Genomic DNA, 25,126 nt, shown 5'->3' with positions numbered 1-25,126 from the left:
GGATTGGTGAGTGTTAAATTGTCCGTTAAGCGTCGCCTATTGTTGTTCTTGCGCCGCGCACCACCCGCCATCTCGTATTAAATGCATTTATAAGCTTAATGCAATGATTGCTGCACTGATTTAAGCAATACTTATAGATGGCAGAGCATTTGTTGGAAAGTATGAAGCATCTGGAGCAATTACTTATACAATTGCTGCAAACGCTTAAATATTTATTATGAATGATCTTGCATTAGCTGCAAACTATGAAGCATTCATTATGAATGATCTTGCATTAGCTGCAAAGTATGAAGCATTTGGAGCAATTACTTATACAATTGCTGCAAACGCTTAAACATTCATTATGAATGATCTCGCATTAGCTGCAAATGTTCAAATTTTGACAACCAGCGTTTGAATTTTAGCAATAACTGTTTGGTTTTAGCAATCCTAAATGAGTCGTGAAAATCTCCGATTCCTCTCTCTGCGTCTCTTTAGCCTCTGCGGTTAATTTATTTTTACAAATGATTTAGGACTACTATAGTAGTTAGTGCTCATAGGTTGAAAAAATTAAATGTGAAGCAATTTTGTGCAGCATTCTGGCAGAGATGACATTGCGATCGCCACTACTATTCAATGTGAGAATCTTGTCAGCGATCGGAGATTCTCTTTTAGAGATAGTACTCTTGAGGATTACCCATAGTTACAGCTATTTTCAGGTAAATAGACCACCCGGTAGGGGCGCAAGGCCTTGCGCCCCTACGACAGATGTGGTTCAAATAGATGAAAACTGCTGTAAGTGGCGGCAAATGATCGCCTCGCTGATCTCACCCCTTAAGTTATATCTTGCACCTGCCCCATATCCCGCCGGGAGCAACGCGAAAAAGTGAGATCATCGTGAAATGAGTAGGGAAAAGTAGTGGAAGAAAAAAATATGATAATCGTCGGTGAAAAGGTGATTTAAGAATGGCTCCTAAGCGGTAATTTTATCTGGAACGTCGAGCCTTTACCTTGATTGCTCATTACATAGATGTGACCGCCATGAGCCTGGACAATTTGTTGAGCGATCGCTAATCCTAACCCAAATCCGCCGTTTTCTCGTGCCCGTTCTGTATCAACTCGGTAGAAGCGATCAAAAATGTAAGGTAAATCTGCCTCTGGAATACCAATTCCGGTATCGATGACCTGAATCACGACTCGATCTGAGTGAGGTTCTAAGCGTAACCAAACTGTTCCCCCAGACGGAGTATATTTGCAGGCGTTGTTGAGCAAGTTTTCGACTGCTTGGCGCAGCAAATCGGGGTCAGCCCACAACTCAATTTGTTGTTCTGGTAAATGGCTGATCAACTTAAGCGACTCTTTTGCAGCAACAGTAGTGTAATGAACAGCTAAATTCTCCAGTAAGCTATTCAGATTTACCTTTTTGAGAGATTCTGGAGTTAATTGTCCTTGATGCCGAGCCAACAGCAGTAGGTTATTAACTAAGGTACTCATCAACTTTGCGCTATCGATGATATTTTCCAGTGAGGGATGGATCTGGGGACGGTCTACCGCCATTAGTAGCCCAACTTGGGCATTGGTTAAAATCGCAGACAGGGGCGATCGCAACTCATGAGAAGCATCTGATGTAAAGCGTTGCAGTTGTTTATAGGCTTGCTGAACAGGCTGCATGGCTATGCCACCTAGTACCCAACCTGTAAGCCCAATTAACCCCAGCGCTACAGGTACAGCTAGCGTCAACATTAACTGAAATTGTCTGAGATCGTTTTGAGTTTCTGTCAGCGGGATAGCAACTTGCAGATAACCGATGACTGAATTCCCTCCTTGAACAGGCAGCGTGACTTGACGCAGCCAAAGCAGTTTGTCTGTTGGATCAACGGACTTAATCGTGAGAAACCCAGATGCCGTTTGTAACTGTTCTGGAGGTGGACTACCAAAAAAGCGCTTGAGTTTGCCATTTGGGTCATACCAGCGAATATAAACTAGTTCAATATCAGCGGGATGAGAACCACTACCCAATAGTGGTATATTGCTCAGATCGACTTGTTTGTGTCCTTGGTATAGTCGATACTGTGAACTGGCTGCCATTAACTCTGCTCTTTTATAAAGCAGTTGATCTAATGCTTTGAGCTTGTCTTTTACCTCAACGTGATAAATTACCCCAGCAAAGAGAATCAGAATGCACCCCATTGAAAGGGTAAACCAACGAGCTAAGTTACGACGACTGCGGTTAAACACAACTCAAAGAAGAATTCTCCAAGCCAGAATTGTTAAATCTCAAGATGGTTCTGAAGGGTTGAGGCGATAGCCCATACCATAAACAGTTTCAATCCAATCGGCTGCTGCTAATATTTGCAAACGTTGGGGAAGCTTACGAACTAAAACGGTGATTGCATTGCTCTCTGGCTCTGTACCCCACTCCCATACAGCTTGCTCAATCTGGTTACGAGTCAGGATTTGGCGGGGATGACGCATGAAGTATTCTAGCAACTGAAATTCCTGGCTAGAAAGGGAGACAATTGTCCCAAGTCGCTCTAAAATCAGCGTGTCGAGATGAAGTTCGAGGTCTGCCAAGCGGAGGGTGTCTCCTTGCCAGAGGGGCGATCGCCTCCCCAATGCCCGCACCCATGCCATGAACTCCATAATATCAATTGGTTTGACTAGGTAATCATCTGCTCCTGCATCTAATCCAGTTATTTTATCAGGTGTGGTATCTTTGGCCGTAATCATTAAGACGGGAGCGGTTTTCCCGGCAGCCCGATATTGTTGACACAGACTTACCCCACTAATCCGAGGTAACATCCAATCCAAAATCAACAAGTCATATTCTTTTTCAGCCAAAAGCCATTGAGCGGTTTCACCATCCTTGACACCATCAACGTTGTGTCCAGCCTGGGAGAGAACTGTTTGCAGCGGCATTAATTGCTTTGGATCATCCTCGACCAGTAAGATTCTCATCACCTTTGTGCAATTGAGCTTATTAATAATAATGCATTGAAGCAATGTGAACTTCTTTCATCAGTCAGAATGAATGTGTGATTAAGTATAACCTGGCAAAATCAGAGGCAAGTGTAGTGTGTGGCGGATTAGCAAAAGTTGGCTGCGAGGACTAGGATTAGAGTTTTGGTTGCCTCTGCCACTGGTAGCAGTTGTGTTTTGGCTGAGTTGTAGTTTCCTGGCTGCTCAACAGTTAAGCCAATCCTACTCTACAAAGACAAAACTTCAGTCAGATACCCAACTGGAAGCACGGCTATCAGTCAACGTATTGCTGATTAACGCTGCTGTCAACCGAACTCAGAAAATTACTCAAGTTGAAGTGGAAACAGCAGACCCCATCCTGAAGCGATTGGAATTAGAACTTCCAACGATAGAATTCAGCCAGATAGAAGCGACAATTGCCGAAGAACTAGGGCTACCTCGTCAGGATGTGAGGAAGTTAGTGCGCTATGAGATTGTGGATTAACATTAATAAATGTGTTCCGCCTTGGTTTTCAATGTTTGATTCATGGCTTCAAACCCTTGGCGAACGTCGATAAGCGATAGAAGGGAATACAAGGCAACTGAAATTACGGCTAAAAATACGAACTAGTCAGTCTCACGACAAACGCATCTTAATTGATCTTGACAAAAAGGTTGGTTAGTGGGTTAACGGAAGAATAAGAATTTGTCGTTTGATTGATTTTTCAAGGGTTAAAGTGATCGCTTAAAACTTTGTTAATAAGAAAGGGTTAATGCAATTATTTTGAACTTTATTGATATTGAAATGTTCTTATTGACAAGATGCGTTTGCTCTGGGAAAAGTTATATTTACACTCACCTAAAGTTGCAATGTCTCTCCTTTTAAACTAAGAGAGATGCTCTAGATTTATAAACCCAGTCAGTACGTTTCTAGATGCCAACGACCAGCTTTTCTCAAAGTTCTCCGATATTCCTGCCAGTCAATACCTGCTGAAGCAGCTTCAGCAGCAAAGGTAGCCTTAATCCCAACCTCCATCGTCCTCAAACCGCAAATATAGATATGGGTATTCTCTTGCTGCATTAGCTTCCAGAGTTCTGCTGCATTTTCACTCACCCGATCTTGAACGTACATTGGTTCATCAGCTGCATTTTTCTGTTCGCGGCTAATAGCGTAGGTTAAACGAAATTGCTTAGGGTATTGCTGTTGAATTGCTTCTAACTCTTGCCTGTACAAGATGTTGGCAGTTGTTGGAATGCCAAAGAATAACCAGGCGAAACCATTAAATTGGTAATCTGGATTGACTGCCCTTTGTTCCTGCTTGAACATCCGCCAAAGACAAGCCCGGAAGGGTGCAAGTCCAGTCCCGGTTGCCAGCATAATGATCTTGGCGTTTGGATCGGCGGGGAGCAGAAGCTCTTTCCCAGTCGGTCCGGTAACTTTTACTTCTTCACCAACCTCCAGACTACAGAGATAACTGGAGCAAACACCATAAACCTTTTCATTGTTTTTGGGATCATTGTACTCTACCCGCTTAACACAGAGGGTCAGGGTTTTGTCGTCAACCAAGTCGCCATGTTGGGTAGAAGCCACAGAATATAGCCTTATCCTTTCTGGTCTACCTTTCTTGTCTAATCCAGGTGGAACAATACCGATACTTTGTCCTTCCAGAAAGCGTAAATGACCACCAGAAATATCGAAGACAAGATGGCGAACCGTACCAGGTGCAATCACAGGAGGAGCAGCCGGAGGATTCTTGGCACTCACAGCCGGACTTGGCGTATTAGTTATTCCCGGTTTTGGACCGGCGTTAGCGGTTGAATCTGTGCTAGCTACGCTGCTGGCGGGTGGAGGGAGTGCAATGTTTGGCAGTGTATATGGAATGGATGGTGCGTTTCAAGGTTGGTTTGCTCCCGAAAGGCAAGTTAGACTTTATCACCCATCCACCTCCCCAGAAGAATTTTTGGTGAAGGTAGAGGGAACAGTGGATGAAATCCGGAAAGTAGAATCAATTCTCCGTTACTGGGGTGTGCAAGAGTGGCGTGTTTATGAACTTAGCAAAAGATTTTCATAAATAACGCTTTCAAGAAAACGGTTATTTTAATTTGGAGACGGAGATGGCAACAAATACGATCGCAAAAAATTCTTTTCCCCAGACGACAAAAGATTTACTCAACTATGAATGGCATACTCTGGCTGAACAACAGATTGTAAAAACGTTAGCCAGCCATCCAGAAGCAGGTTTGACCCATGAAGAAGCTGTCATGCGGCATCAACAGATGGGTGCAAATCAACTGACTGGTAAAGATGGAAAAAGTCCTTGGCTACGATTTCTAGAGCAATTTAATCAACCACTGCTGTATATTTTGCTAACGGCGGGAGTGGTGACGCTGCTGCTGCGAGATTGGATAGATGCAGGCGTAATTTTTGCTGTCACACTGATTAATGTCATAATTGGCTACATTCAAGAATCGAAAGCAGAAGGGGCGATCGCTGCTCTATCCAAAGCTGTCACTACCGAAGCAACTGTGATTCGTAATGGTCAAAAAACTCGTCTGGCTTCGACTGAGCTTGTTCCGGGTGACCTGGTACTGCTAGGATCTGGGGATAAAGTGCCTGCGGATCTGCGGTTGTTAAGTATGCGTGGGTTGCAAGTTGACGAGTCTGCCTTAACAGGCGAATCCGTTCCGGTGGAGAAAGCAACCCAATTATTGGATGTCGAGACACCGTTAGCCGAACGAAGCAATATGGCGTATACAGGAAGTTTCGTCACTTTTGGACAAGGAGAAGGAATTGTCGTAGCGATCGCAGATGCCACCGAAACGGGTAGAATTTCGCAGTTAATTCAAGACAGCACTGGGTTAAAAACGCCACTGACGCGAAAAATCGACAAGTTCAGCAAAACCTTACTTTACGTCATCTTAGGGTTGGCTGCCCTGACATTTGCAGTCGGATTAGGACAGGGTGGATCTTTAATTAATGTTTTCAAAGCGAGTGTGGCTCTGGTTGTCAGCGCGATTCCAGAAGGATTCCCTGCGATCGTCACAGTCACTTTGGCGATCGGCGTCTCCCGAATGGCACGGCGTCACGCCATTATTCGCAAGCTACCTGCTGTTGAAGCTTTGGGAAGTACAACTGTTATCTGTTCTGACAAAACGGGGACGTTGACGGAGAATCAGATGACGGTTCAGGCGATTTATGCGGGTAAGCAAAAATATAGTGTCAATGGGATTGGTTACGCTCCAGACGGGGAAATTTTGATGGATCAAAAATCTGTTGATCCCAATGGAGATAGACATGTTGCTCTCCGAGAATGCCTAGAAGCGGGACTACTCTACTCTGCAATGATTCTCACATTGAATGGCGAGACGGACAGTCGAGCGTGGTAGGAACCCCAACCGAGGGAGCATTGATTGCAGTTGCTGAAAAAGCGGGGTTAACCCAAGCTATCCTTGAGCAGGAGATGCCCAGGATAGACACCATTCCCTTTGAGTCCCAATATCAGTACATGGCAACTCTGCATGAATTGGATGCAAAACAAAGGATGAATGTTATTTATATCAAAGGTTCTGTGGAGGCGGTTCTCAAGCGGGCAGAGCAAATGCTCGATACCCAAGGACAGCTTACTCCTGTCAATCCTGCCGCAGTCGAACAAGAAGTTGAACGCATGGCAGAGCAGGGGTTACGGGTACTCGCATTTGCTAGAAAAGAAGTGGCAGCAAATCGCCAATCTTTGGATCACACTGATATTGAGGATTCGCTGGTGTTGCTGGGACTCCAAGGGATGATTGATCCACCGCGCCAAGAAGCGATCGCCGCCATCCGTGCTTGCCAAGAGGCAGGAATTAAGGTGAAGATGATCACTGGTGACCATGCACTGACAGCATTTGCGATCGCCCGCCAGATCGGAATTTGCTCGGCACAAGAACAGGTATTCACTGGAGGGCAATTAGCTCAGATGGATGAGCAGGAACTAGCGCAAGCAGCTGAACAAAGCATGGTATTTGCGCGAGTTGCTCCAGAACAAAAGTTGCGTTTGGTGAAAGCCTTACAGTTAAAGGGTAAAATTGTCGCAATGACTGCAGATGGAGTAAACGATGCTCCGGCTCTCAAGCAGGCAGATATTGGTGTAGCGATGGGCATAGCAGGATCAGACGTTGCCAAAGAATCAGCTGATATGCTCCTAACTGATGATAATTTTGCCTCAATTGAAGCCGCTGTGGAAGAAGGGCGTGCCGTTTACCGAAACTTGCGGAAGGCGATCGCTTTCATGCTGCCGATCAATGTTGGAGAATCCATGACAATTTTGATTGGCATCCTCCTAGCAACTGTTCTTCCCATCTTGCCGATCCAAATTCTCGGGCTGAACATGGTCAGTTCAGTAGCGTTGATTGCTCCCCTCGCTTTTGAGCCAAAATCTGGACAGGTGATGCAACAACCACCACGTAACCCTAACGAAAAGCTCTTATCAGGTAGTTTAGTTCAGCGGATCGTGGCGATTTCTGTCTTTAATTGGCTGGTGATTTTTGGGATGTTCCAATGGGTACTTCAAACTACAGGCAATGAAGCGTTGGCTCGAACGATGGCAATTAATGGACTGGTAGCAGCAGAAGTTTTTTACCTCCTAAGTATCACCCAGTTTCTCCCCTCTGTGTTTGCCAGAATTAAAGGAAAAAGCACATCAGTCACCTATGCTCCGGCGATCGGAATTGTGGGTGTGGTGATTTTACAATGTTTGTTTAGTCAGTGGGGCATGATGAATCAAGTGTTTGACACAACACCTTTGACCTTTACCCAAGCACTCATTTGTATCGGTGTAGGTTTCCCAGTGGTGCTGATAGCTCTCATCTTGCAACGCTTCGATCCGCTTAATTAGGGGTAGTGTTAGAGAAGACACTGTTGGCGAAATATTTCTTCACATTGGACAGCGATAAAACCAAGCATTCTGGAAAAAAGTAAATCTCAATGTCACAGTTTTGTTTGTTGTCAATGATAAACTGTCAACAATTTGTTTTATTTCTTCAATAAATCGATTCAGGGCTTTTGGTGCTGTTTTATAACCAGAAGCCTGCCGGCCTATTTTAGTTAAAATAAGATGCAATTCTCAGGGACAATGGTTACTAGAACCGGATTAGAAGCTCTGGAATTGTTAGCAGCGCGATCACTTGTTGAACCGCAGAATTGATATTTTCTGCTTCAATCTGCGATCGCCTGCTTAACAAAAATATTTAATTTTCATTAAAAATTAAGATTTGCAAAACAGCAATTTTTGTTGCATTTATTTACAGATGCATGACTCTATTGAGGTTTGTAAATAATTTGTATTTCTGCAAGGAATATTCATTTAGACTGAATTTCAACTGAAAAATGTGGGGATAAACACAAATGCATTCGTTAAATATATTTTGTCACGAATTTGTAGTTGCTGTTTCCTTTGTAGCTTGCATTATTGGACTGATATTACTGTGGGACGGCAAGCAGCAAAAAAATGATATAGAAGAAACAGAGCAGATTCTGTTTAGAATGAGCTTTACTTATTGGCTAGTTTACTGTGTAGCCTTTGGCATAGAGAAGATAGTTTTACCCGACTGGGAATCTATACTCATGACTTTGAGAATAACTACGGCTCTGTCATATTTCTTAACATTTTCTTGCATTGTTAGTCTGCCACTACACAAATTTGCCGTCCACCGGGTTGAGGAATAGTTATTGGGGATTGGGGACTTGTCCTGAGCTTGCCCTGACTTGTACTGACTTGTACTAAGCGTAGTCGAAGTAGCGTAGTCGAAGTAGCGGCGTTGTTGGCGCAGCCTCTGGTAGAGTTGGGCGGCTTGCCTTGAGCGTACCCCTACGGGGATCTTGCTAGCAAGAGCGTCTCTAAGAGTTGCCGAAAGGAGCCGTTGGCGCAGCCTCTGGTAGAGTTGTATTGATCATTAGCTTTGCACAAATAACAAATGACATGATTAGCATTTCATCGCGATCGCTAATGCCGTTTCCAGTTCTGACTGCGCCAAAGGGGTCAAAATAAACACTTCTTGTACCGTCTTCCCCTGCCGGGCGATTACTTTATAGCCCCCACGGATCGGTACTGAGATCCGCAGTTGCATTTTTGGACAATGACCTTTTGACCGCCCAATTACTCCCGGCGTCACCGTTTGGATGCCATCCATCTGACAAAGACGTTCTAAAATTGGGATCAGACCAGAAAGGTGTGTCGAGTGATTCCAAACCAGTCTGCCAGCTTTTTGCGAAGCCGTCTGAAGGGGATCTACGGTGGGTTTGCCCATGATGATTTAAGCTGCTTCTAGAGGTGCCATTGTCAAACCTGCTCGGCGCAGCTGCTGGTGATAAAGTTCCGCAGGTTCTTGGGGACCGACCCAGACGATCGCTTGACCTTCATAGTGTACCTGATTAGTCAGATCCCACGCGCGATCGCCACTCATCCCCGGAATATATTTCATCAAACATTCACTCACATGTTGGAATGTATTAAAATCATCATTTAATACAATCACTTTGTAATTCGGATAAGTCTTACGGGTAACTTGATTAGACCGTTCAGGAGCTATAGTTGGTGCTGTGGCCATCCCGTAAACATTTGCTGAAAGCGTCGTAACCATAGAACAATTGGTCAAGAGGATTATTACAAAACTACACTACAAACAACTAGTTTAGTCCATTGTTTGGGGACTGGGGAGTTAGGAGTTGGGAGTAAGAATTTTAGATTTTAGACTTCGGCTTACTTCGACTTCGCTCAGTACAAGTCGCTCAGTCGAACGATTTTGGATTAAAGAATTGAAATTTAATCCAAAAGACGCTCTCTATGAGACGCTCTTGCTAGCTTGCTTCCCCGAAGGGATACGCAGACTCGCTCTAAGCGTTGGCGCAGCCTTTGGTAGAGAAGCCATGCCGCAGGCTTTACGCTGTGCTATCGTCAATTCCATTATCCAAAATTGAATTGCTCAATGCCCTACCGCCAATTATCCCAGTTTTCGTTAAAAATAGATGTATCGGGGAAGGCTGTGGGGTTACCATTTTGTTGCAAAAGCCGTTTGAGTGCTTCCAGTTGTAGCTCTTGTTTGGGTAAATCATCGACTAGTTGGTAAGGTGCGATCGCATTTTTGATGGCAAAACTAGCAACAGTTCCCGCAGCTGCGCCAGCTGACCATTCAAAGGAATGGACTCGATAGGCAGCAGCGGCAATATGACTAGTAGCAATACTTTTGCCTCCTACCAGCAAATTGTCAATTTTCTGGGGAATCATTGCCCTCAAAGCAATTTGGAAGGGATAAGCTTGGCCAGCACCACGTCTTTCACCTGGATGTTCTGTATTACCAGGGGCTTCCGGAGGACTATTCACCATACAAGGATGGAAATCTATAGCGTAGTGACCAATACCCACAGCATCGGGAAAGACGGTAGAACGAGTCCGCCGCATTGCTTTGTCTGGTGAGACTTTACCATCAATTACTGATACTGCTTCTAAACCTGCAAGTGCTGCTCGTAGTCTACGATACATATCTGCTGGCAGAGTCTTGGGGTAATACTGATCACTGTAATCTCGGCGAGAAATATCAATTTCCCAAATACCAAAGCCTTCGGGTTGCCCCCAACTGGGCCGGCCAATGATGCGCCGTCCTTCGCGCATATAGGGATATTTCGATAAGCCATGCACTGTCCCCATCGGGGAATTTAGCCCTGACAACAAGCGGTTATTGGCTTGCTGCTGCTTTATACCCTCCCCCAGTTGAGAATCTGTAGTCCCAGCTACCAACCAGTAATAGAAAGATAGGGCATTTTCCTCAGCTTTGCGGAGGGTTTCTGTTCGCAGTCCTCCCATCCAGCCCCCTGGTTTTAACTGCCCAGTAGCTTCTAACTGTTGGCGACTGTAAATCAGGTTATCAGCAGCAGTTCCTGGGCGGTAGTCGTTACCCCAAGTCCAGTTTTGCATGGCGATATCCCCTGGTCTAGGAGCAGTAAAATTTATACCGCCAAATTTTTCTGGTTTCCCTTTGTTTGGACTCCAAATGCGCCGATAGGTGAAAACCAAATCAAAGTTAGCCAGTCGCGTTAATTCATAGCTGAAATATGGGGCATATTGTGAATAAAATGGGGGCATCGGCTGCGGTTGCGGTTCCTTGGTTGCCTCCATTGCAAAGGTGTAGGTAAAGCCTTGAGGGCAATATGGGTCGTTGTTGGTACTGGAAGCAGAAGGTTCCAGATAGGAACGGGCATCAATGCCTAATCGATAGGGGACATCAGCAAGGGCGATAATTTCTCCAGTTTCGCTGGTGTCTACGACGTACCACTTAGGAGCATCCCCATTACCTGCCTTGGGGATAAAACGGAGAATAGTTTTGGTAAACCGAGATGAGTTTTCGTAGCTATAAGAATCTTCAATACTTTGAGATAAAGTAAAAGTATTGAGAGGTGGTGCGCCTTTTGGTGGTTGATGTTGAATAGCGATCGCACTATTAATTATTTTGCCATCAGCAGCGATTTCCAAATCCTTAATTACTGTGTTGGGAAACCATTGCAACTTCCCTTTGCCCCGCTTTTCGGCATCTTTAAGCATCTGGGTCAAAATAGTGTGAGCATCGCGGGGAAGAAAGCAGGATTCACTTACCCAGCAGTTACCGGGGTTAAGTTTACCGTATTTGCGCTCAATCCGGTTTCGCAAATCTAGGTAGCCGCGAGAATAGAATTTGAGAGATCGCTGAGTTGGGCGTTCGTCTAACGCAGATGTCCCTTGAGCAGAAATTTGTCCTCCTAGCCAGTCAGTAATTTCCGTGAGGCAAACCGTTCGTCCTGCTAGCAACCCCTCGTAAGCTGTGGCGACACCAGATAGTCCACCACCCACAACTAAAATCTCGCAATTGATACTTTTGTCTGGGGTTCTTGGTGGTGTGGCGATCGCAAAATCAAAAGCAACTAAGGTGGATATTAAATTGAGACTGATCAGCGATGTTAAGCTATAAGCTACTTTGTGTCTGCGCTTCATGGTTAAAAAAACACTCCAAATCCTGTGTCACCTTGTAGAAGGTAGCATTCAGCAAATGATCATCACAAGTTTATAAAAGTAAATATATTTAAATACAATTGTTACACTTAAGATACTGAGTATGTCGCCTAAATTTACCCTGAAGTTATTAAAGCTGAGTTAAAAGTGCTGATTGCTAAGTACTTTTTTCCTGATCTATGAGAAATATTGATTCAGACTTCTACACCAAGGATGCATAAATGATCTTTTATTAGTTGTTTGCCTAAATGCATTGGATATGGTGAATGAATATTACCCATAGACCACGCTGGTGAGATTCGTAAGTAGTGTGGCACTCGGCAAAGTGATTTTAGGCTTTCTTCTGTTTTTTGGAAATCCGAACGAATGAAGAAGGGAAGCATTTCTAACATCTGCTGGTGCTTGAATGCAATATTTACACCGTATTCATCATCTTGAGAATCGAGCATATAGAGTTCGCGTGCTGTTGAGGTATCTTGGGCTTTTTGTGTTTTCGGTAATCTTCCAATAGAGAAGTAATGGAGCAACTCAGGTACAGAGGTATCGTAAAAACCACTTAAGTGAATTAAATCTCGTGCTGGAGAATTCTCATTCCAAGCTTGTCGATTGGTTATGTATTGAGTTGTCTCGTCGCCAGTACGGAAGCGAATTATTCCAAGTAGGTTCCTAAGTTGGTTATGGTCACGAGGATATACACAAGCATGACCTGGAACGTGTTGGAAGTCTAAGACATCCCGGTTTGCAAAGAGATATTCATTTTTTAGTTGAAACCAAGCTTGACCTCCATTTTCCTCACCACGCTCATTACGCCATACGTCTGCTTCGATTAAGACAAGAGTAGGTTGATCGCCCACTTGCGTTAGTACATCTGCCGCAAATTTTGCAAGCTCTATTCCCTTTAACTGAACTGTTTGAAGATAATTGCGATCCCGACGCCCGACGTACCCGTGAGAAAATCTGCCCCAATTCAATCCCTGCGCGTGCGTAAGGAATCCAATTCTGGCGATCGCGATCGCTCCAGTGGTTACTTAAATCATTTTTGCCAAGATGTTTTAATTCCCTGAGTTCTTGCCCTAGATGACCTGTACCGTAACTGCCAACGAGCGATCGCGCTATTTCCTGAAACAAGCCCATTTTCATGCCGTTCAGGGCTACCAGAAATACGGAGAGGTTGGTTCTTTTGGTTGAATTGGGGAAGAAATTTGAAGTTGCTTTGAGCGATCGCATCTCTCGCCTCCTGTTCTGGCATCAAAACCCCTTGCGGATTAGCAACGTGAAAACAGGCGAATCTCAAAAGTAGAACTTTCCAGAAATAGTCTGCAAATTAGAACTACTTAAATTCGTTAATAACTGGTAAAAAGTAACATAATTAACTAAATTTAGTTCAAATGTATTATTGTTTTAGTTTTTTAACAATGCATCCAAAGTAACAATTCAATCAGGTGTACTTGATTTAGAGGCTTTAGTTGATGACAATATATCGCCATATTATCACCATACATCTAAGCTGTATAGTAACCGCGACTACGCCCGAAAGATTCGTGATGATATTATTAGTGCAAAAATTTATTCTGGGCGAACAATTTTGATTTATGTCTTGTTTAAATACGAAAATGAATACAAATGGGCTGTTTATGAACCTAAATTAAAAAGCTTGCGGAACATATCACGGAATCAATTACTTGATTGGCTTCGATGTGAAGAAAATACTGAGCGTGCCCTTGTCAATGCTGATGAAATTGAAGAACTTAGCTATGCTTGCATAAAAAAATGGTGTAAACAAAATGATGCTAGTTTAGATGATGTTGTTAGAGAATGTGCAATTTACCTCAAGCTAGCAAATGAAATTGATAATTTTGAAAGTTTAGCTAGATACTAGTTAAGTTATATCTTATGGCTACAAATGCTAGCTGCTAAGTTATCTTAAATTAGAGAAGAGGTTCAACTAAATACACCTGAAACGATCGCTATTCAACTACGCGCTGACAAAAATCTTGATCCGGCGATCGCCAATGGTTTAGCATCCTTAGTCAAAGCAGCGTACCGTGATTTGTCTCAAAATGATGGCGAATTGAAGCAAGATCCCTAAAAATATGTCATTAATTCAAAGTCTATCGCCTGAAGTTAGGCAACGCTGTGAGGCGATCGCTACTGAACAACGAAGCTTGCTTCGAGTCCGATCGTTTGAAGCGTTACCCGCAGACACTCTAGCAGCTAAGTTAGAGGCAACACTTTTTACGCCCGATCAGCTTCCAAATTTAGAGGCAGAGCAAGTAGCAGTATTACTTGCTAGCGATGGGTGGTCAGGAGCGATTATAAGCGATCGCCCGCTCTGGATTGTATACAACCCCCGTCATGCACCTGCACGGTATGAATCAAATCTGATGCATGAAATAGCTCATGTGTTGCTAGATCATAACCCTGTTGGCTTTGATTCTGTGACCGGACTACCAAAACGTAAACAAAACAACGAGGATGAAGCAACTTATTTGGGAGGATGCCTTCAAATTCCCAAACGTGGTTTATTATGGGCGACACAACGAAAGATGCTGTTACCTCAGATTGCAGAACATTTTGGCGCTAGTGAAGCGATGGTGAAGTTTCGCAGCAATGTGACTGACGTGTCTGTCAAATGCTAATACTACGTGATCAGCCAACGAACAAAATTCCTTTAATGCTTGTCGATGGGGTTTTCTGTTGCGATGCCTAACAGCAAGCCTTTAGGGTAATGCTCGTACTCGCTAACGCTACTGCTACGGGTCTGTGCGCTAACAAAGAATCAGAATTTTAGAAGCTGCATTGGTCAAGTATGTACTGAAATGCCTTGGTCAATCGATAAATATTAACTAATAATCTTTAGCTGAAACTGTGGTGATTTCCTATGTTTTTCTGAAATTAAAAACTGCTCTTGCTGAAAGTAGACAAGAGCAGTTTTTAATAGCAAAGCCCAAAATAAGAATTTAGGCATCTTCAAGTTCAAATTGAGCCACCGTAACGGCGTTAAAAGCGAAAGCCAAAACTAATGGCATGGGCGACTGAAACCAAAAGGTGAAAAGAACAGCTAGGATTGTGCCAATTACTGCGGATATCGACCACAATCGTTCTTCAAAAGTCAGTCCTTTTTCGGCTTTAATTAATCTGAGAACATGAACTGGGATTGGTTCTGGCATTACCCCACCCGGAGGGAAAGCCCAGAAGTTGTTACGTCGCTCGACAAATAAATCTGTCCAGCCATTTTCTTGGCACCATACCTCAATCCATTGAAGTGAGTAATGATTCATCATCGGGTTTCGGAGTTCGGTTTGTGGAAGTTGTGTACTTGGTGAAGATAAACTCTTAGAGATTCCTGAATAACTAATTAATTGCTATAAAATTAACGTTAATTATCCAACTTTTAAGCTTTGTTAAGCAGTTGAGACACATATGAACACATATGATTAGGCTCAAACCTTGCTTTCATTAATTAAAAGATTAGCAGTCGATAGAGTTTGTTTACTTTAAAAGACAATAAACTTTACTTGAAATGTTGAAAGTCAAGAATTATCAACAAGTCGGTGAGTATTACTGCTTAATAAAACTCTTTATATCCTAAAATTAAAATCTAAAAATGAAGAACTGTGAACAAATCAACGAGTGTAGGCATAGTCCGTCCTAGACATCGCTTTCTACAGCTAAACCATTCCTTTAGAATTAGGAATTTCAATTTTTACCTTGATCAACAGAGATAGGTTCTACTGCCACTTACTTAGTGTTATAAATAACTCACATTTAGTCATTTGCTTCAGTATTTAGTAATAACTTGCTTGATATATTGAGTGCCAGGGATAATTTTGCTCAAGGTAAACAGCAATATCTACGACGGGCTACGCCTATGCCCTTTTTGCGTTACAAAATATTAAGCAAGGGAAATACACATCCCTAAGTTCAGTAGCAAGGCTGTGAGTCTCAATTAGGATGACTCATATCTTGCTAATATTCAAATGCGGTAATTAAATGCAGCAATTAGACACCAAATTGGCTCTCGATATGTTTTGGCGGCAAGGGTTGGCGTTCCTTCTAGGAATTATTATATGGTGCGTAGCTGATCCCGCATTGGCGGTAGATTGGACTCATCCACTGTCATTTAGCAATGCAGAGTTATCAAGACGTGATTTTTCTGGTGACAGTTTGCAAGCTGCGGAGTTTTCTAACGCCAATATGGAACTGGCTAACTTTGCAAACGCTGACTTGCGGGGAGCAGTCATGAGCGCTTCGGTGATGACAAAAGCAAATCTCCACGGAGCGGATTTAACTAATGCAATGGTTGATCAGGTAAACTTGACTAAGGCAGATTTGAGCGATGCAGTTTTCAAAGAAGCTCTTTTGCTGCGTGCCATCTTTGATGATGTGAATATAGACGGTGCAGATTTTACTGATGCAATTTTGGACAGAGTGCAAATCAAAGAATTGTGTACAAAAGCCAGTGGTGTAAATTCCAAAACAGGCGTGCAAACTCGTGATTCTCTAGGATGTCAATGAAGCGTGTTGGTGTAATTGGTGGCGGACAACTTGCCTGGATGATGGCGGATGCAGCGCAGAAGCTAGGAGTAGAATTAGTAATACAAACTCCTAGTGAACACGACCCGGCCGTGTCCATTGCCCAGGAAACTGTTTTCGCCCCAGTAGATGACGCAAGTGCGACAGAGATATTAGCTCAAAAATGCGATGTCATCACCTTTGAAAACGAATTTGTTAACCTGCAAGCTTTATCTCTTTTAGCACAGCAAGGTATTTGTTTCCGTCCCAAATTAGAAGCTTTGGCTCCTCTTTTAGATAAATATCATCAACGCTGCTATTTAAGCGATTTAGGATTGCCAGTTCCTCAATTTTTTGCCCTTAACGAGGTGAAAAATCTCAAATCAAAAATAGAATATCTGGGTTTTCCAGCAGTTCTCAAATCCCGACGCCACGGTTATGATGGTCAGGGTACTTTCATAATTCCGGATTTTGCTACTTTAGAACAAAAGTTAAGTTATGAAAATACAACAAAAACTTTAAATCAATCACTTTTCTTATTAGAAGAATTTATCCCTTTTGAAAGAGAACTAGCAGTAATTGCAGCTCGTTCTACGGAGGGAGAAATTGTCACTTATCCAGTGGTAGAAACCCAACAAGAACAACAAGTGTGTCGGCGGGTGATTGCGCCAGCCGAGATTATGCCCAATCAAGTAGTAGAAATCCAAGCGATCGCACATACTCTATTAAATAGTCTAGAAGTAGTGGGAATTTTTGGAATTGAGCTATTTCTCACCGCTGATAGCAAAATCCTGGTAAATGAAATTGCGCCCCGTACCCACAATTCTGGGCATTTTTCTATTGACGCCTGCGAAACTTCTCAGTTTGAGCAGCAGCTTCGAGCCGTTTGTGGTTTACCTTTGGGAAATCCAGCTTTGCAGTGTGCTGGCGCTGTGATGGTGAATTTACTGGGGTATGAAAATTCTCACAGCGACTACCAAAGCCAGCGTCAACAAATAGCGGAGATTCCCCAGGCGCATGTTCATTGGTATGGGAAGACAGAATCACGTCCTGGGCGAAAGTTAGGACATGTCACCGTTTTGCTAGATAACCAAAATAGAGAATCGGCAACTGCGCTCGCCAACGGCGTCGCCCACACCATAGAATCTATCTGGTATCCCAAGTAAATTGACCAGAAAATTTCGATGTTGACACACAACATCTTTTTGAAAGCTATAATGAGTGAGTTGCACTACGACGTTGGTGACTGCCATCAAGTTTTTTGATCTATGCCTTTAATGACAAGGGAGTCAACTGTTCTCGTGGCAGTAAACCGGGCATGTACCCGGAAACTTTAAACGAGGAATTTAGGTTCCCACCTGGATAAACCCAGGTCATAAACTTAGGTAAAACGGCGTCGCGGTGAACTTAAAATTATTAGCTCCCAAAATCAATTAGAATTTGGGAGCTTTAATTATTTAAATTAGTATTACTTTTGTCATTTCGTGAGCAAACTGACAGTAAATATTGCCATATTTTTGGGAAACCTAGATACTGAGGTCTCAAGGATTAAGCCGTATGGTCAGTATTCCCGGATATCACATTAGCAAAGAACTCTACAACGGTTCTCGAACCTTAGTTTATCGCGCTGATCGAGAAACTGACCAAAAATCTGTGGTGATTAAGCTGATGAAAACTGTTTATCCCAGCTTCAGTGAATTGGTACAGTTTCGTAATCAGTTCACCATCGCCAAAAATTTGAATCTACCTGGAATCATCCAAACCTACAGCCTGGAACCCTATCAGAATGGCTATGCGTTAGTGATGGAAGACTTTGGGGGATATTTCTCTCAACCAGTGGCAAGCCAGAGGAGAGAATGGGGGGATGGGGGGAACATCACAAGCTCTGATTGAGTTTTTGCTTTTAGCGATCGCTCTGTGTAATGCATTAGATATTCTAATTCGTAATCGGATCATTCACAAAGATATTAAACCCGCCAATGTTTTAATTAATCCAGAAACTAAAGAAGTTAAGTTAATTGACTTTAGTATTGCATCTCTATTGCCGCGGGAAACTCAAATCTTGATGAGTCCTAATGTGCTAGAAGGGACACTCGGTTATTTGTCTCCAGAACAAACTGGACGAATGAATCGGGGAATTGACTACCGGACTGATTTTTATTCTCTAGGTGTAACTTTTTACGAGTTACTAACAGGGCAATTACCATTTCAATCGCACGATCCGATGGAATTGGTACATTGTCATATTGCAAAACAACCAGAACAATTAGGAGGCAGGAGGGAAGAAGAAATTCCGCAAGTGATTTCAGATATTGTGATGAAAATGATGGCGAAAAATGCCGAAGACCGCTATCAGAGTGCATTCGGGCTGAAATATGATTTAGAAAATTCTTTGGCTCAACTTAAGGAAACAGGAAAAATTGCAAATTTCCCAATTGCCCAACGGGATGTGTGCGATCGCTTCATTATCCCAGAAAAACTCTATGGTCGTGAGCATGAAGTTGCAACTCTGCTAAAAGCTTTTGATCGCGTTACCAACAATCAGACGGAACTAATGTTAATAGCTGGTTTTTCTGGTATTGGTAAAACTGTTTTGGTTAACGAAGTTCACAAACCCATTGTCCGGCAGCGGGGCTACTTCATCAAAGGCAAATTTGACCAATTTAATCGTAATATTCCCTTCTCAGCTTTTGTGCAGGCGTTTCGAGACTTCATGGGGCAATTGCTGAGTGAAAGTGATGTCCAATTGTCAAGTTGGAAAAATAAAATTTTAAAAGTGCTGGGTGATCAGGGGCAAGTTATTCTTGAGGTAATTCCCGAACTAGAAGAAATTATTGGTCAACAACTACCTGCAACAGAACTTTCACCAAGTGCAGCCCAGAATCGCTTCAATTTACTCTTCCAAAACTTTATTCAGGTATTCACCACAAAAGAACATCCATTAGTAATTTTCCTCGATGATTTGCAGTGGGCTGATTCTGCATCACTCAAATTGATGCAGTTGTTGATGAATGAGTCAGGAAGTGGATCTTTACTTTTAATTGGAGCTTATCGAGATAATGAAGTCTCTACCGCGCATCCATTGATGTTAACTTTAGCGGATATTCGCAAAGCCAATGCCACAATTCACAGCATTACTTTAGCTCCGTTAACTCAAGCTAGTTTAAATCAATTGGTAGTTGATACCTTGAGTTGTTCAGGCAAAATTGCCCAACCCTTAACGCAACTCGTCTATCAAAAAACTCAGGGTAATCCATTCTTTGCAACGCAATTCCTTAAAGCATTGTATGAAGATAGATTGATTACTTTTAATTTTGAGCAAAGGTATTGGCAATGTGATATTGCTGCTGTAAAGGCACTTGCTCTCACTGATGATGTGGTAGAGTTCGTAGCGCTACAGTTGCAGAAGTTGCCAGCAGCAACGCAAAATGTGTTGAAATTAGCTGCGTGCATTGGCAACCAGTTTGATTTGCTAACCTTAGCAATTGTTTCTGAACAATCTGAAACCGAAACCGCTACATCTTTATGGAAAGCTTTACAAGAAGGGTTAGTTTTACCTACTAGTGAAGTTTATAAATTCTTTCAAGATAGTGGGCATAATTCTGACTCAAACCCCTTCAATTCCAATTTCCAAGTCCCTATCTACAAATTTTTACACGATCGCGTCCAACAAGCTGCCTATTCGCTGATTCCAGATGAGCAGAAACAATTTACCCATTTTCAAATTGGTCAATTACTTTTGCAAAATACCTCTGAGTCTCAGCAAGAGGAGCGACTTTTTGCGATTGTCAGTCAGTTAAATTGTGGAATAGCGCTAATCACCCAGCCGACTGAACGTCAACAATTAGCTCAGTTAAATTTGAATGCCGGTCGAAAAGCGAAAGAAGCTACTGCTTATGGTGCAGCAATTCATTACCTCAATTATGGAATGCAGTTGTTGACAATTAATAGTTGGGAAATTGCCTACGAACTGACTCTAAATTTACACGAAGAAGCCGCCGAAGCTGCCTTTCTCAACAATGAATTTGAGCAGATGGAATCTCTTATCCAGGTTGTCATCCAACAAACAACCACCTTACTAGATAGAATAAAAGTTTATGAAGTTCAACTCCAAGCTGATCAGGTGCGGCATCAACCATTCAAAGTGATCGCAACTGGGCGTGAACTTCTTGATCAACTTGGGGTAACATTACCTGAATCAGTAACACCTTCAGACATTCAGCAATATGTATTAAACACGCTTTCCACATTGGCAGGCAGAAGTATTAAGAGTTTAGTTGATTTGCCATTGATGGATGATACCAAAGCTTTGGTTGCTTTGCGGATTATGGCTAACATTGCTCCCGCCATCCACCAAGATTGCTCGTATCTGTTTCCAATTCTTGCCTGCCAAGAAGTTAATTTATCTCTTAAATACGGGAATGCACCACTTTCTGCACCAGGTTATGCAGATTTTGGAATTGTACTTAATACTTGTAACCAACTGGAGTCAGGCTACGAATTTGGTAAGCTAGCTTTAATGCTTGTAGATAGGTTTAAAGCAAAATCTGTTCAAAGCATGACGATATTTAAAATAGCTGCATTAAATCAATATAATAAACAACATGTTCGCACCTCAATAAGTTTATTACAGGAATCCCATAATATTGGATTAGAGACAGGCGATTTTTTTCATGTGCTTACATCGATGATTTTCAAGTTATTCTATGTCTATTTAAGTGGCACAGAAGTTTTGGAAATATTGCTAGCAGATATCAAAACCTATGAGTCTAATTTTGCCAAAAATCAGCGTTTATTAAATTGGTCGAGTATAGTCTGTCAAAGCATTAAAAATCTAACAGAATATAGCAATAATCCAGAGTGCCTCATTGGTGAAGATTGTCAAGAGAAACAACTATTATCTGCGCTCATCAAAGAAAACGACGAATTTACACTTCATATAATTTTTCTAAGTAAGTTAACACTCAGTTATCTGTTTGAAAAATTTCCGGCGGCAGTTGAAAATGCAAATCAGGGAGAGCAATACCTCAATGGTGCGGTAGGAATGCTCTCTGTACCGGTCTTTTATTACTACGATTCTTTGTCGCGGCTTGCTGTCTATCTAACGGCTGAACCGTCTCAACAGGAGCAATTACTCTTAAAGGTTGGCGAAAACCAGGAAAAATTGCAGTTTCGAGCCAAATTTGCACCGATGAATTTCCAGCACAAATTTGATTTGGTGGAAGCAGAACGCCATCGGGTTTTAAGCGAAAAAATGGCAGCAATAGAACTATACGATCGCGCCATTTCTCTTGCTAAAGAAAACGAATACATCCAAGAAGAAGCCCTAAGCAATGAACTAGCTGCCAAATTCTACCTCGACTGGGGCAAAGAAAAAATCGCCCAAGTTTATATGCAAGAAGCTTATTACTGCTATGCCCGTTGGGGCGCTAAAGCCAAAACTGACAATTTAGAAAAACGCTATCCCCAACTCTTGGCTCCCATCTTACAAGGGCAGTATCATCGCTTTCAACTGAGTTCAACCATAGATGGCTCATCATTCCTACATCAAACCATCCACACAAACCTTTCTAGCAGCAGTATTTCTCAAGCCCTCGATTTTGCCACCATCTTTAAAGCCTCACAATCTCTCTCCAGTGAAATTCAATTAGAGGAATTACTCACTACCCTTTTGCAAGTGGTGATGGAAAATGCTGGGGCACAAAAAGCTGCATTACTTGTACTCCAACAGGGCGACTTAGTGATTGAAGCTGTAGCTACTATCAATGAAGGAGTCACTCTGGTATCTGTACCATTGTCAACCAGCGAAGGCATTCCCATTACATTGGTAAACTATGTCAAACGCAGCTTAAAAACTGTTGTGCTGGATGATGCAACAGCACAAACTGATTTTATCGCCGACTCATATTTTATGCAGCAACAACCTAAGAGCGTGTTGTGTACGCCGATGTTAAATCAGAGTAAACTTATCGGGCTGCTATATCTAGAAAATCCGCTGACAATTGGTGCATTTACGAGCGATCACACTGAAGTTATTCAACTGCTATGCACCCAAGCCGCCATCTCTCTAGAAAATGCTCGTCTTTATCAAGAATCCCAGAATTATGGACAACAGTTAGAGCGATCGCTACAAGAACTGGAGCAAGCTCAACTACAAATGGTGCAAAATGAAAAAATGGCAACCTTGGGCAATTTGGTTGCAGGTGTGGCACATGAAATTAATAATCCCATTGGATTTCTCCAAGGCAGCCTCAACAATACCGAAGAGTATATTCAAGACTTACTTGCCCACATCCAAAACTATCAACAACATCATCCTACTCCTGCGATCGCAGTCATTGAGCATGGCAAAAAAATTGACCTAGAATTCTTGACTGAGGACTTACCAAAGCTCGTAGGCTCGATGAAGGTGGCAAGCGATCGGATTAAAGACATTAGCATCAGTCTCCGCACCTTCTCTAGAGCCGATACAGCCGAAAAAGTCGCTTGCAACCTCCATGAAGGGATTGAGAGTACCCTGTTGATTTTGAAGTATCGCCTCAAAGCTTACGAAAAACGTCCAGCGATCGAAGTGATCACTGAATACGGAAAATTACCGCCTGTCAAGTGCTTTTTGGGACAGCTAAATCAAGTATTTATGAACATCCTCGCTAATGCAATTGATGCCTTAGATACATCCATTCAGGGGCATTCTTTCGCCGAAGTGCAAGCCGATCATCAGCAAATACTGATTCACACCGAAGTATCCAGTGACCAACGCCTGGTGGCAATTCGGATCAGAGATAACGGTCAAGGAATGCCAGAGGAGATTAGAGCAAGAATCTTTGACCACCTGTTTACAACTAAAGAGGTTGGGAAAGGAACAGGATTGGGATTAGCGATCGCTCGTCAAATTGTCGAGGAAACCCATGATGGGCGGTTGAGTTGCAATTCTGTGCTTGGCAAAGGAACAGAATTTGTCATTGAGATTCCAGTCTCTTAATGGCTAGTACCGCAAGGCGGAAGTCAAAAATCAAAAGTCAAAAGTCAAAAGTATTATGGAATAAGCTCTTTAAAGATTTTAAATGGTTGCTCTATTTACGCCGTAGCGTACTAATACTCCGATTTAAAGAAGTAGAAACCTGTAGCTGTATGTTCGCTTATTTTGAGATGGCAAAAAGAATTAATCCTTTCTTGGGACAGGAGTAGAGTAGAACGATTTTCCTCTCAATGGATAACGCTTCCAATTTCTCGGTAGTATGGAGAACAGCGATCGCACAATTCTACAAAATCTGTATAACTTGATTCTAAATCAGGTATCGTTCAGAGTTAAGATGACACAATTGCATTAAATTGTGGTTAAAGCTACAAAAAATTGTTAAAACAACTAACTAATACCTTATTTCCTGCCTCGGTCTTCCGACTAGACAGTGGTTTAACGTTTATTCATCAAGAGATTCTCACTACCCCTGTAGTAGTAGCGGATGTTTGGGTGCGGGCTGGAGCCAGCCTAGAGCCAGAACCGTGGTTCGGCATGGCGCACTTTTTAGAACACATGATTTTTAAAGGTACGGCGACGCTACCCCCTGGAATGTTCGATTCCAAAGTTGAAAACCGGGGTGGTGTGAGTAATGCGGCGACAAGCTATGATTATGCTCATTATTCACTCACTACAGCTGCCCCTTATTTAAAAGATACTCTGCCCTACTTGGGAGAACTACTACTCAATGCGGCAATTCCAGAAGATGAATTTAGCCGCGAACGGGACGTGGTGCTAGAGGAAATTCGCTCTTGTCATGACGATTCCGACTGGATAGGATTCCAAACTCTGATTCAAAGCATCTACCCGGATCACCCTTATGGACGTTCGATACTGGGTACTGAGCAAGAACTGATGCAGCAGTCACCAGAAGCAATGCGCTGTTTTCACCGCGCCCACTATCAGCCGGAAAACATGACAGTGGTAATTGCCGGGGGTATAGCCCAGCAACCAGCTTGGGAAATGGTAAATCGTTCATTTGCTGATTTTGCCGAACGCTCTAATTGTCCGCAGTTTGAGAAAGTGGCAAAGCCAGTGATCACAGGAATTCACCGTCAAGAACTGTGTTTACCACGCATAGAGCAAGCGCGATTGTTAATGGCGTGGCTGGTACCCGGAGTAGAGGAAATCCGCACTAGCTACGGTTTAGATTTGTTGTCAGTGTTATTGGCAGAAGGACGGACTTCGCGTTTAGTGCGCGATTTGCGAGAAGATTTACAATTGGTACAAGGAATTTGCAGTAGTTTTTCTCTACAACGGGAATCAAGTCTATTTACAATTACTGCCTGGTTAGAACCAGAAAATCTGGAGGAAGTTGAGTCTTTAATTTGCGCTCATTTGGATGATTTGCAGACTAGAGGAATTAGTGAACAGGAACTTGCCCGCACACGCAGGCTGCTGTGTAATGAGTATGCGTTTTCTACCGAAACGCCAAATCAGCTTACGGGGCTTTATGGGTATTACAATACCATCGCCCAAGCTGAATTAGCTGTGACATATCCCCAGCAGATTCAGTCTTTTGATGCCCAAGAATTGCAAAAATTAGCTAAACAGTATCTCTCGCCGCAGAATTATGCGGTTACTGTACTTAAACCCTGTTAGTTAATATTTATTTATTAGTCATTTGCGAATGAGTAAT

Annotated in this window: 16 protein-coding genes, 1 other RNA gene and 3 pseudogenes; 11 read left to right on the top strand and 9 right to left on the bottom strand. The window is 42.7% G+C overall.

Annotated features, from left to right (window positions below; genetic code table 11):
• Nucleotides 1–939: 939 nt before the first annotated feature.
• Complete coding sequence (locus V7K49_RS04815) at nucleotides 940–2,217, bottom strand: sensor histidine kinase (RefSeq protein WP_335204715.1); 1,278 nt, start codon at nucleotides 2,215–2,217, stop codon at nucleotides 940–942.
• A 39-nt stretch (nucleotides 2,218–2,256) separates the two neighbouring features.
• Complete coding sequence (locus V7K49_RS04810) at nucleotides 2,257–2,937, bottom strand: response regulator transcription factor (protein ID WP_335204714.1); 681 nt, start codon at nucleotides 2,935–2,937, stop codon at nucleotides 2,257–2,259.
• A gap of 118 nt (nucleotides 2,938–3,055) precedes the next feature.
• On the opposite strand from V7K49_RS04810, the gene V7K49_RS04805 reads away from it, so the two are divergent.
• A complete protein-coding gene (locus V7K49_RS04805; protein ID WP_334972205.1) occupies nucleotides 3,056–3,442 on the top strand; it encodes a hypothetical protein in 387 nt (128 codons plus the stop codon).
• Between the two features lie 414 nt (nucleotides 3,443–3,856).
• On the opposite strand, the pseudogene V7K49_RS04800 reads toward V7K49_RS04805, so the two are convergent.
• A pseudogene (locus V7K49_RS04800) lies at nucleotides 3,857–4,657 on the bottom strand (FAD-binding oxidoreductase); the annotation flags it as partial.
• A 34-nt stretch (nucleotides 4,658–4,691) separates the two neighbouring features.
• Between V7K49_RS04800 and V7K49_RS04795 the strand changes: the two are divergent.
• The 3 genes and pseudogenes from V7K49_RS04795 to V7K49_RS04785 all read left to right on the top strand — a co-directional run bounded on the left by V7K49_RS04795 (nucleotide 4,692) and on the right by V7K49_RS04785 (nucleotide 8,641).
• Complete coding sequence (locus tag V7K49_RS04795) at nucleotides 4,692–5,009, top strand: hypothetical protein (protein ID WP_335204713.1); 318 nt, start codon at nucleotides 4,692–4,694, stop codon at nucleotides 5,007–5,009.
• A 43-nt stretch (nucleotides 5,010–5,052) separates the two neighbouring features.
• A pseudogene (locus V7K49_RS04790) lies at nucleotides 5,053–7,811 on the top strand (cation-translocating P-type ATPase).
• Between the two features lie 509 nt (nucleotides 7,812–8,320).
• Nucleotides 8,321–8,641, top strand: a complete 321-nt coding sequence (locus V7K49_RS04785) for a hypothetical protein (protein WP_334796549.1) — start codon at nucleotides 8,321–8,323, stop codon at nucleotides 8,639–8,641.
• Nucleotides 8,642–8,898: 257 nt separating this feature from the next.
• Here V7K49_RS04785 and V7K49_RS04780 read toward each other — a convergent pair whose 3' ends face one another.
• The 5 genes from V7K49_RS04780 to V7K49_RS04760 all read right to left on the bottom strand — a co-directional run bounded on the left by V7K49_RS04780 (nucleotide 8,899) and on the right by V7K49_RS04760 (nucleotide 13,181).
• Nucleotides 8,899–9,222 carry a DUF2103 domain-containing protein gene (locus V7K49_RS04780; protein ID WP_298907535.1) on the bottom strand — a complete coding sequence of 108 codons (324 nt, stop codon included), beginning with the start codon at nucleotides 9,220–9,222 and terminating at the stop codon, nucleotides 8,899–8,901.
• A gap of 6 nt (nucleotides 9,223–9,228) precedes the next feature.
• Nucleotides 9,229–9,555 (bottom strand): ATP-dependent Clp protease adapter ClpS, encoded by a 327-nt coding sequence (clpS, locus tag V7K49_RS04775; protein ID WP_335204712.1) that lies wholly within the window; start codon nucleotides 9,553–9,555, stop codon nucleotides 9,229–9,231.
• Nucleotides 9,556–9,905: 350 nt separating this feature from the next.
• Nucleotides 9,906–11,936, bottom strand: coding sequence for an FAD-dependent oxidoreductase (locus tag V7K49_RS04770; protein WP_335204711.1), 2,031 nt, complete (start codon nucleotides 11,934–11,936; stop codon nucleotides 9,906–9,908).
• Between the two features lie 212 nt (nucleotides 11,937–12,148).
• A complete protein-coding gene (locus V7K49_RS04765; protein ID WP_335204710.1) occupies nucleotides 12,149–12,808 on the bottom strand; it encodes an RNaseH domain-containing protein in 660 nt (219 codons plus the stop codon).
• Nucleotides 12,759–13,181 carry a hypothetical protein gene (locus V7K49_RS04760; protein ID WP_335204709.1) on the bottom strand — a complete coding sequence of 141 codons (423 nt, stop codon included), beginning with the start codon at nucleotides 13,179–13,181 and terminating at the stop codon, nucleotides 12,759–12,761. The genes V7K49_RS04765 and V7K49_RS04760 overlap by 50 nt, the downstream gene beginning before the upstream one ends.
• Nucleotides 13,182–13,551: 370 nt before the next feature.
• Here V7K49_RS04760 and V7K49_RS04755 point away from each other — a divergent pair, with 370 nt between their 5' ends.
• Nucleotides 13,552–13,833, top strand: coding sequence for a hypothetical protein (locus tag V7K49_RS04755; RefSeq protein ID WP_335204708.1), 282 nt, complete (start codon nucleotides 13,552–13,554; stop codon nucleotides 13,831–13,833).
• Nucleotides 13,834–14,047: 214 nt separating this feature from the next.
• Complete coding sequence (locus tag V7K49_RS04750; protein ID WP_334864840.1) at nucleotides 14,048–14,593, top strand: ImmA/IrrE family metallo-endopeptidase; 546 nt, start codon at nucleotides 14,048–14,050, stop codon at nucleotides 14,591–14,593.
• A gap of 321 nt (nucleotides 14,594–14,914) precedes the next feature.
• Here the strand turns inward: V7K49_RS04750 and V7K49_RS04745 are convergent, their stop codons facing one another.
• Nucleotides 14,915–15,238, bottom strand: coding sequence for a hypothetical protein (locus V7K49_RS04745; RefSeq protein WP_335204707.1), 324 nt, complete (start codon nucleotides 15,236–15,238; stop codon nucleotides 14,915–14,917).
• A 742-nt stretch (nucleotides 15,239–15,980) separates the two neighbouring features.
• Between V7K49_RS04745 and V7K49_RS04740 the strand changes: the two genes are divergently transcribed.
• The 5 genes and pseudogenes from V7K49_RS04740 to V7K49_RS04715 all read left to right on the top strand — a co-directional run bounded on the left by V7K49_RS04740 (nucleotide 15,981) and on the right by V7K49_RS04715 (nucleotide 25,089).
• The gene (locus V7K49_RS04740) at nucleotides 15,981–16,472 is read left to right on the top strand and encodes a pentapeptide repeat-containing protein (RefSeq protein WP_334865044.1); all 492 of its coding nucleotides are present in this window, start codon (nucleotides 15,981–15,983) and stop codon (nucleotides 16,470–16,472) included.
• A complete protein-coding gene (locus V7K49_RS04735) occupies nucleotides 16,469–17,635 on the top strand; it encodes a 5-(carboxyamino)imidazole ribonucleotide synthase (protein WP_335204733.1) in 1,167 nt (388 codons plus the stop codon). Before V7K49_RS04740 ends, V7K49_RS04735 begins: the two co-directional genes overlap by 4 nt.
• A gap of 59 nt (nucleotides 17,636–17,694) precedes the next feature.
• Nucleotides 17,695–17,878, top strand: a non-coding RNA gene (ssrS, locus tag V7K49_RS04730) — 6S RNA.
• 148 nt (nucleotides 17,879–18,026) lie between these two features.
• Nucleotides 18,027–23,451 (top strand): annotated as a pseudogene (locus tag V7K49_RS04720) (trifunctional serine/threonine-protein kinase/ATP-binding protein/sensor histidine kinase).
• 372 nt (nucleotides 23,452–23,823) lie between these two features.
• Complete coding sequence (locus V7K49_RS04715; RefSeq protein ID WP_335204704.1) at nucleotides 23,824–25,089, top strand: M16 family metallopeptidase; 1,266 nt, start codon at nucleotides 23,824–23,826, stop codon at nucleotides 25,087–25,089.
• Nucleotides 25,090–25,126: the final 37 nt, after the last annotated feature.

It is taken from the genome of Nostoc sp. (assembly GCF_036919675.1).
Taxonomy (GTDB): Bacteria; Cyanobacteriota; Cyanobacteriia; order Cyanobacteriales; family Nostocaceae; genus Nostoc.
Note: the sequence above shows the minus strand (reverse complement) of the source record. Positions and strands in the feature narration are given on the sequence as shown.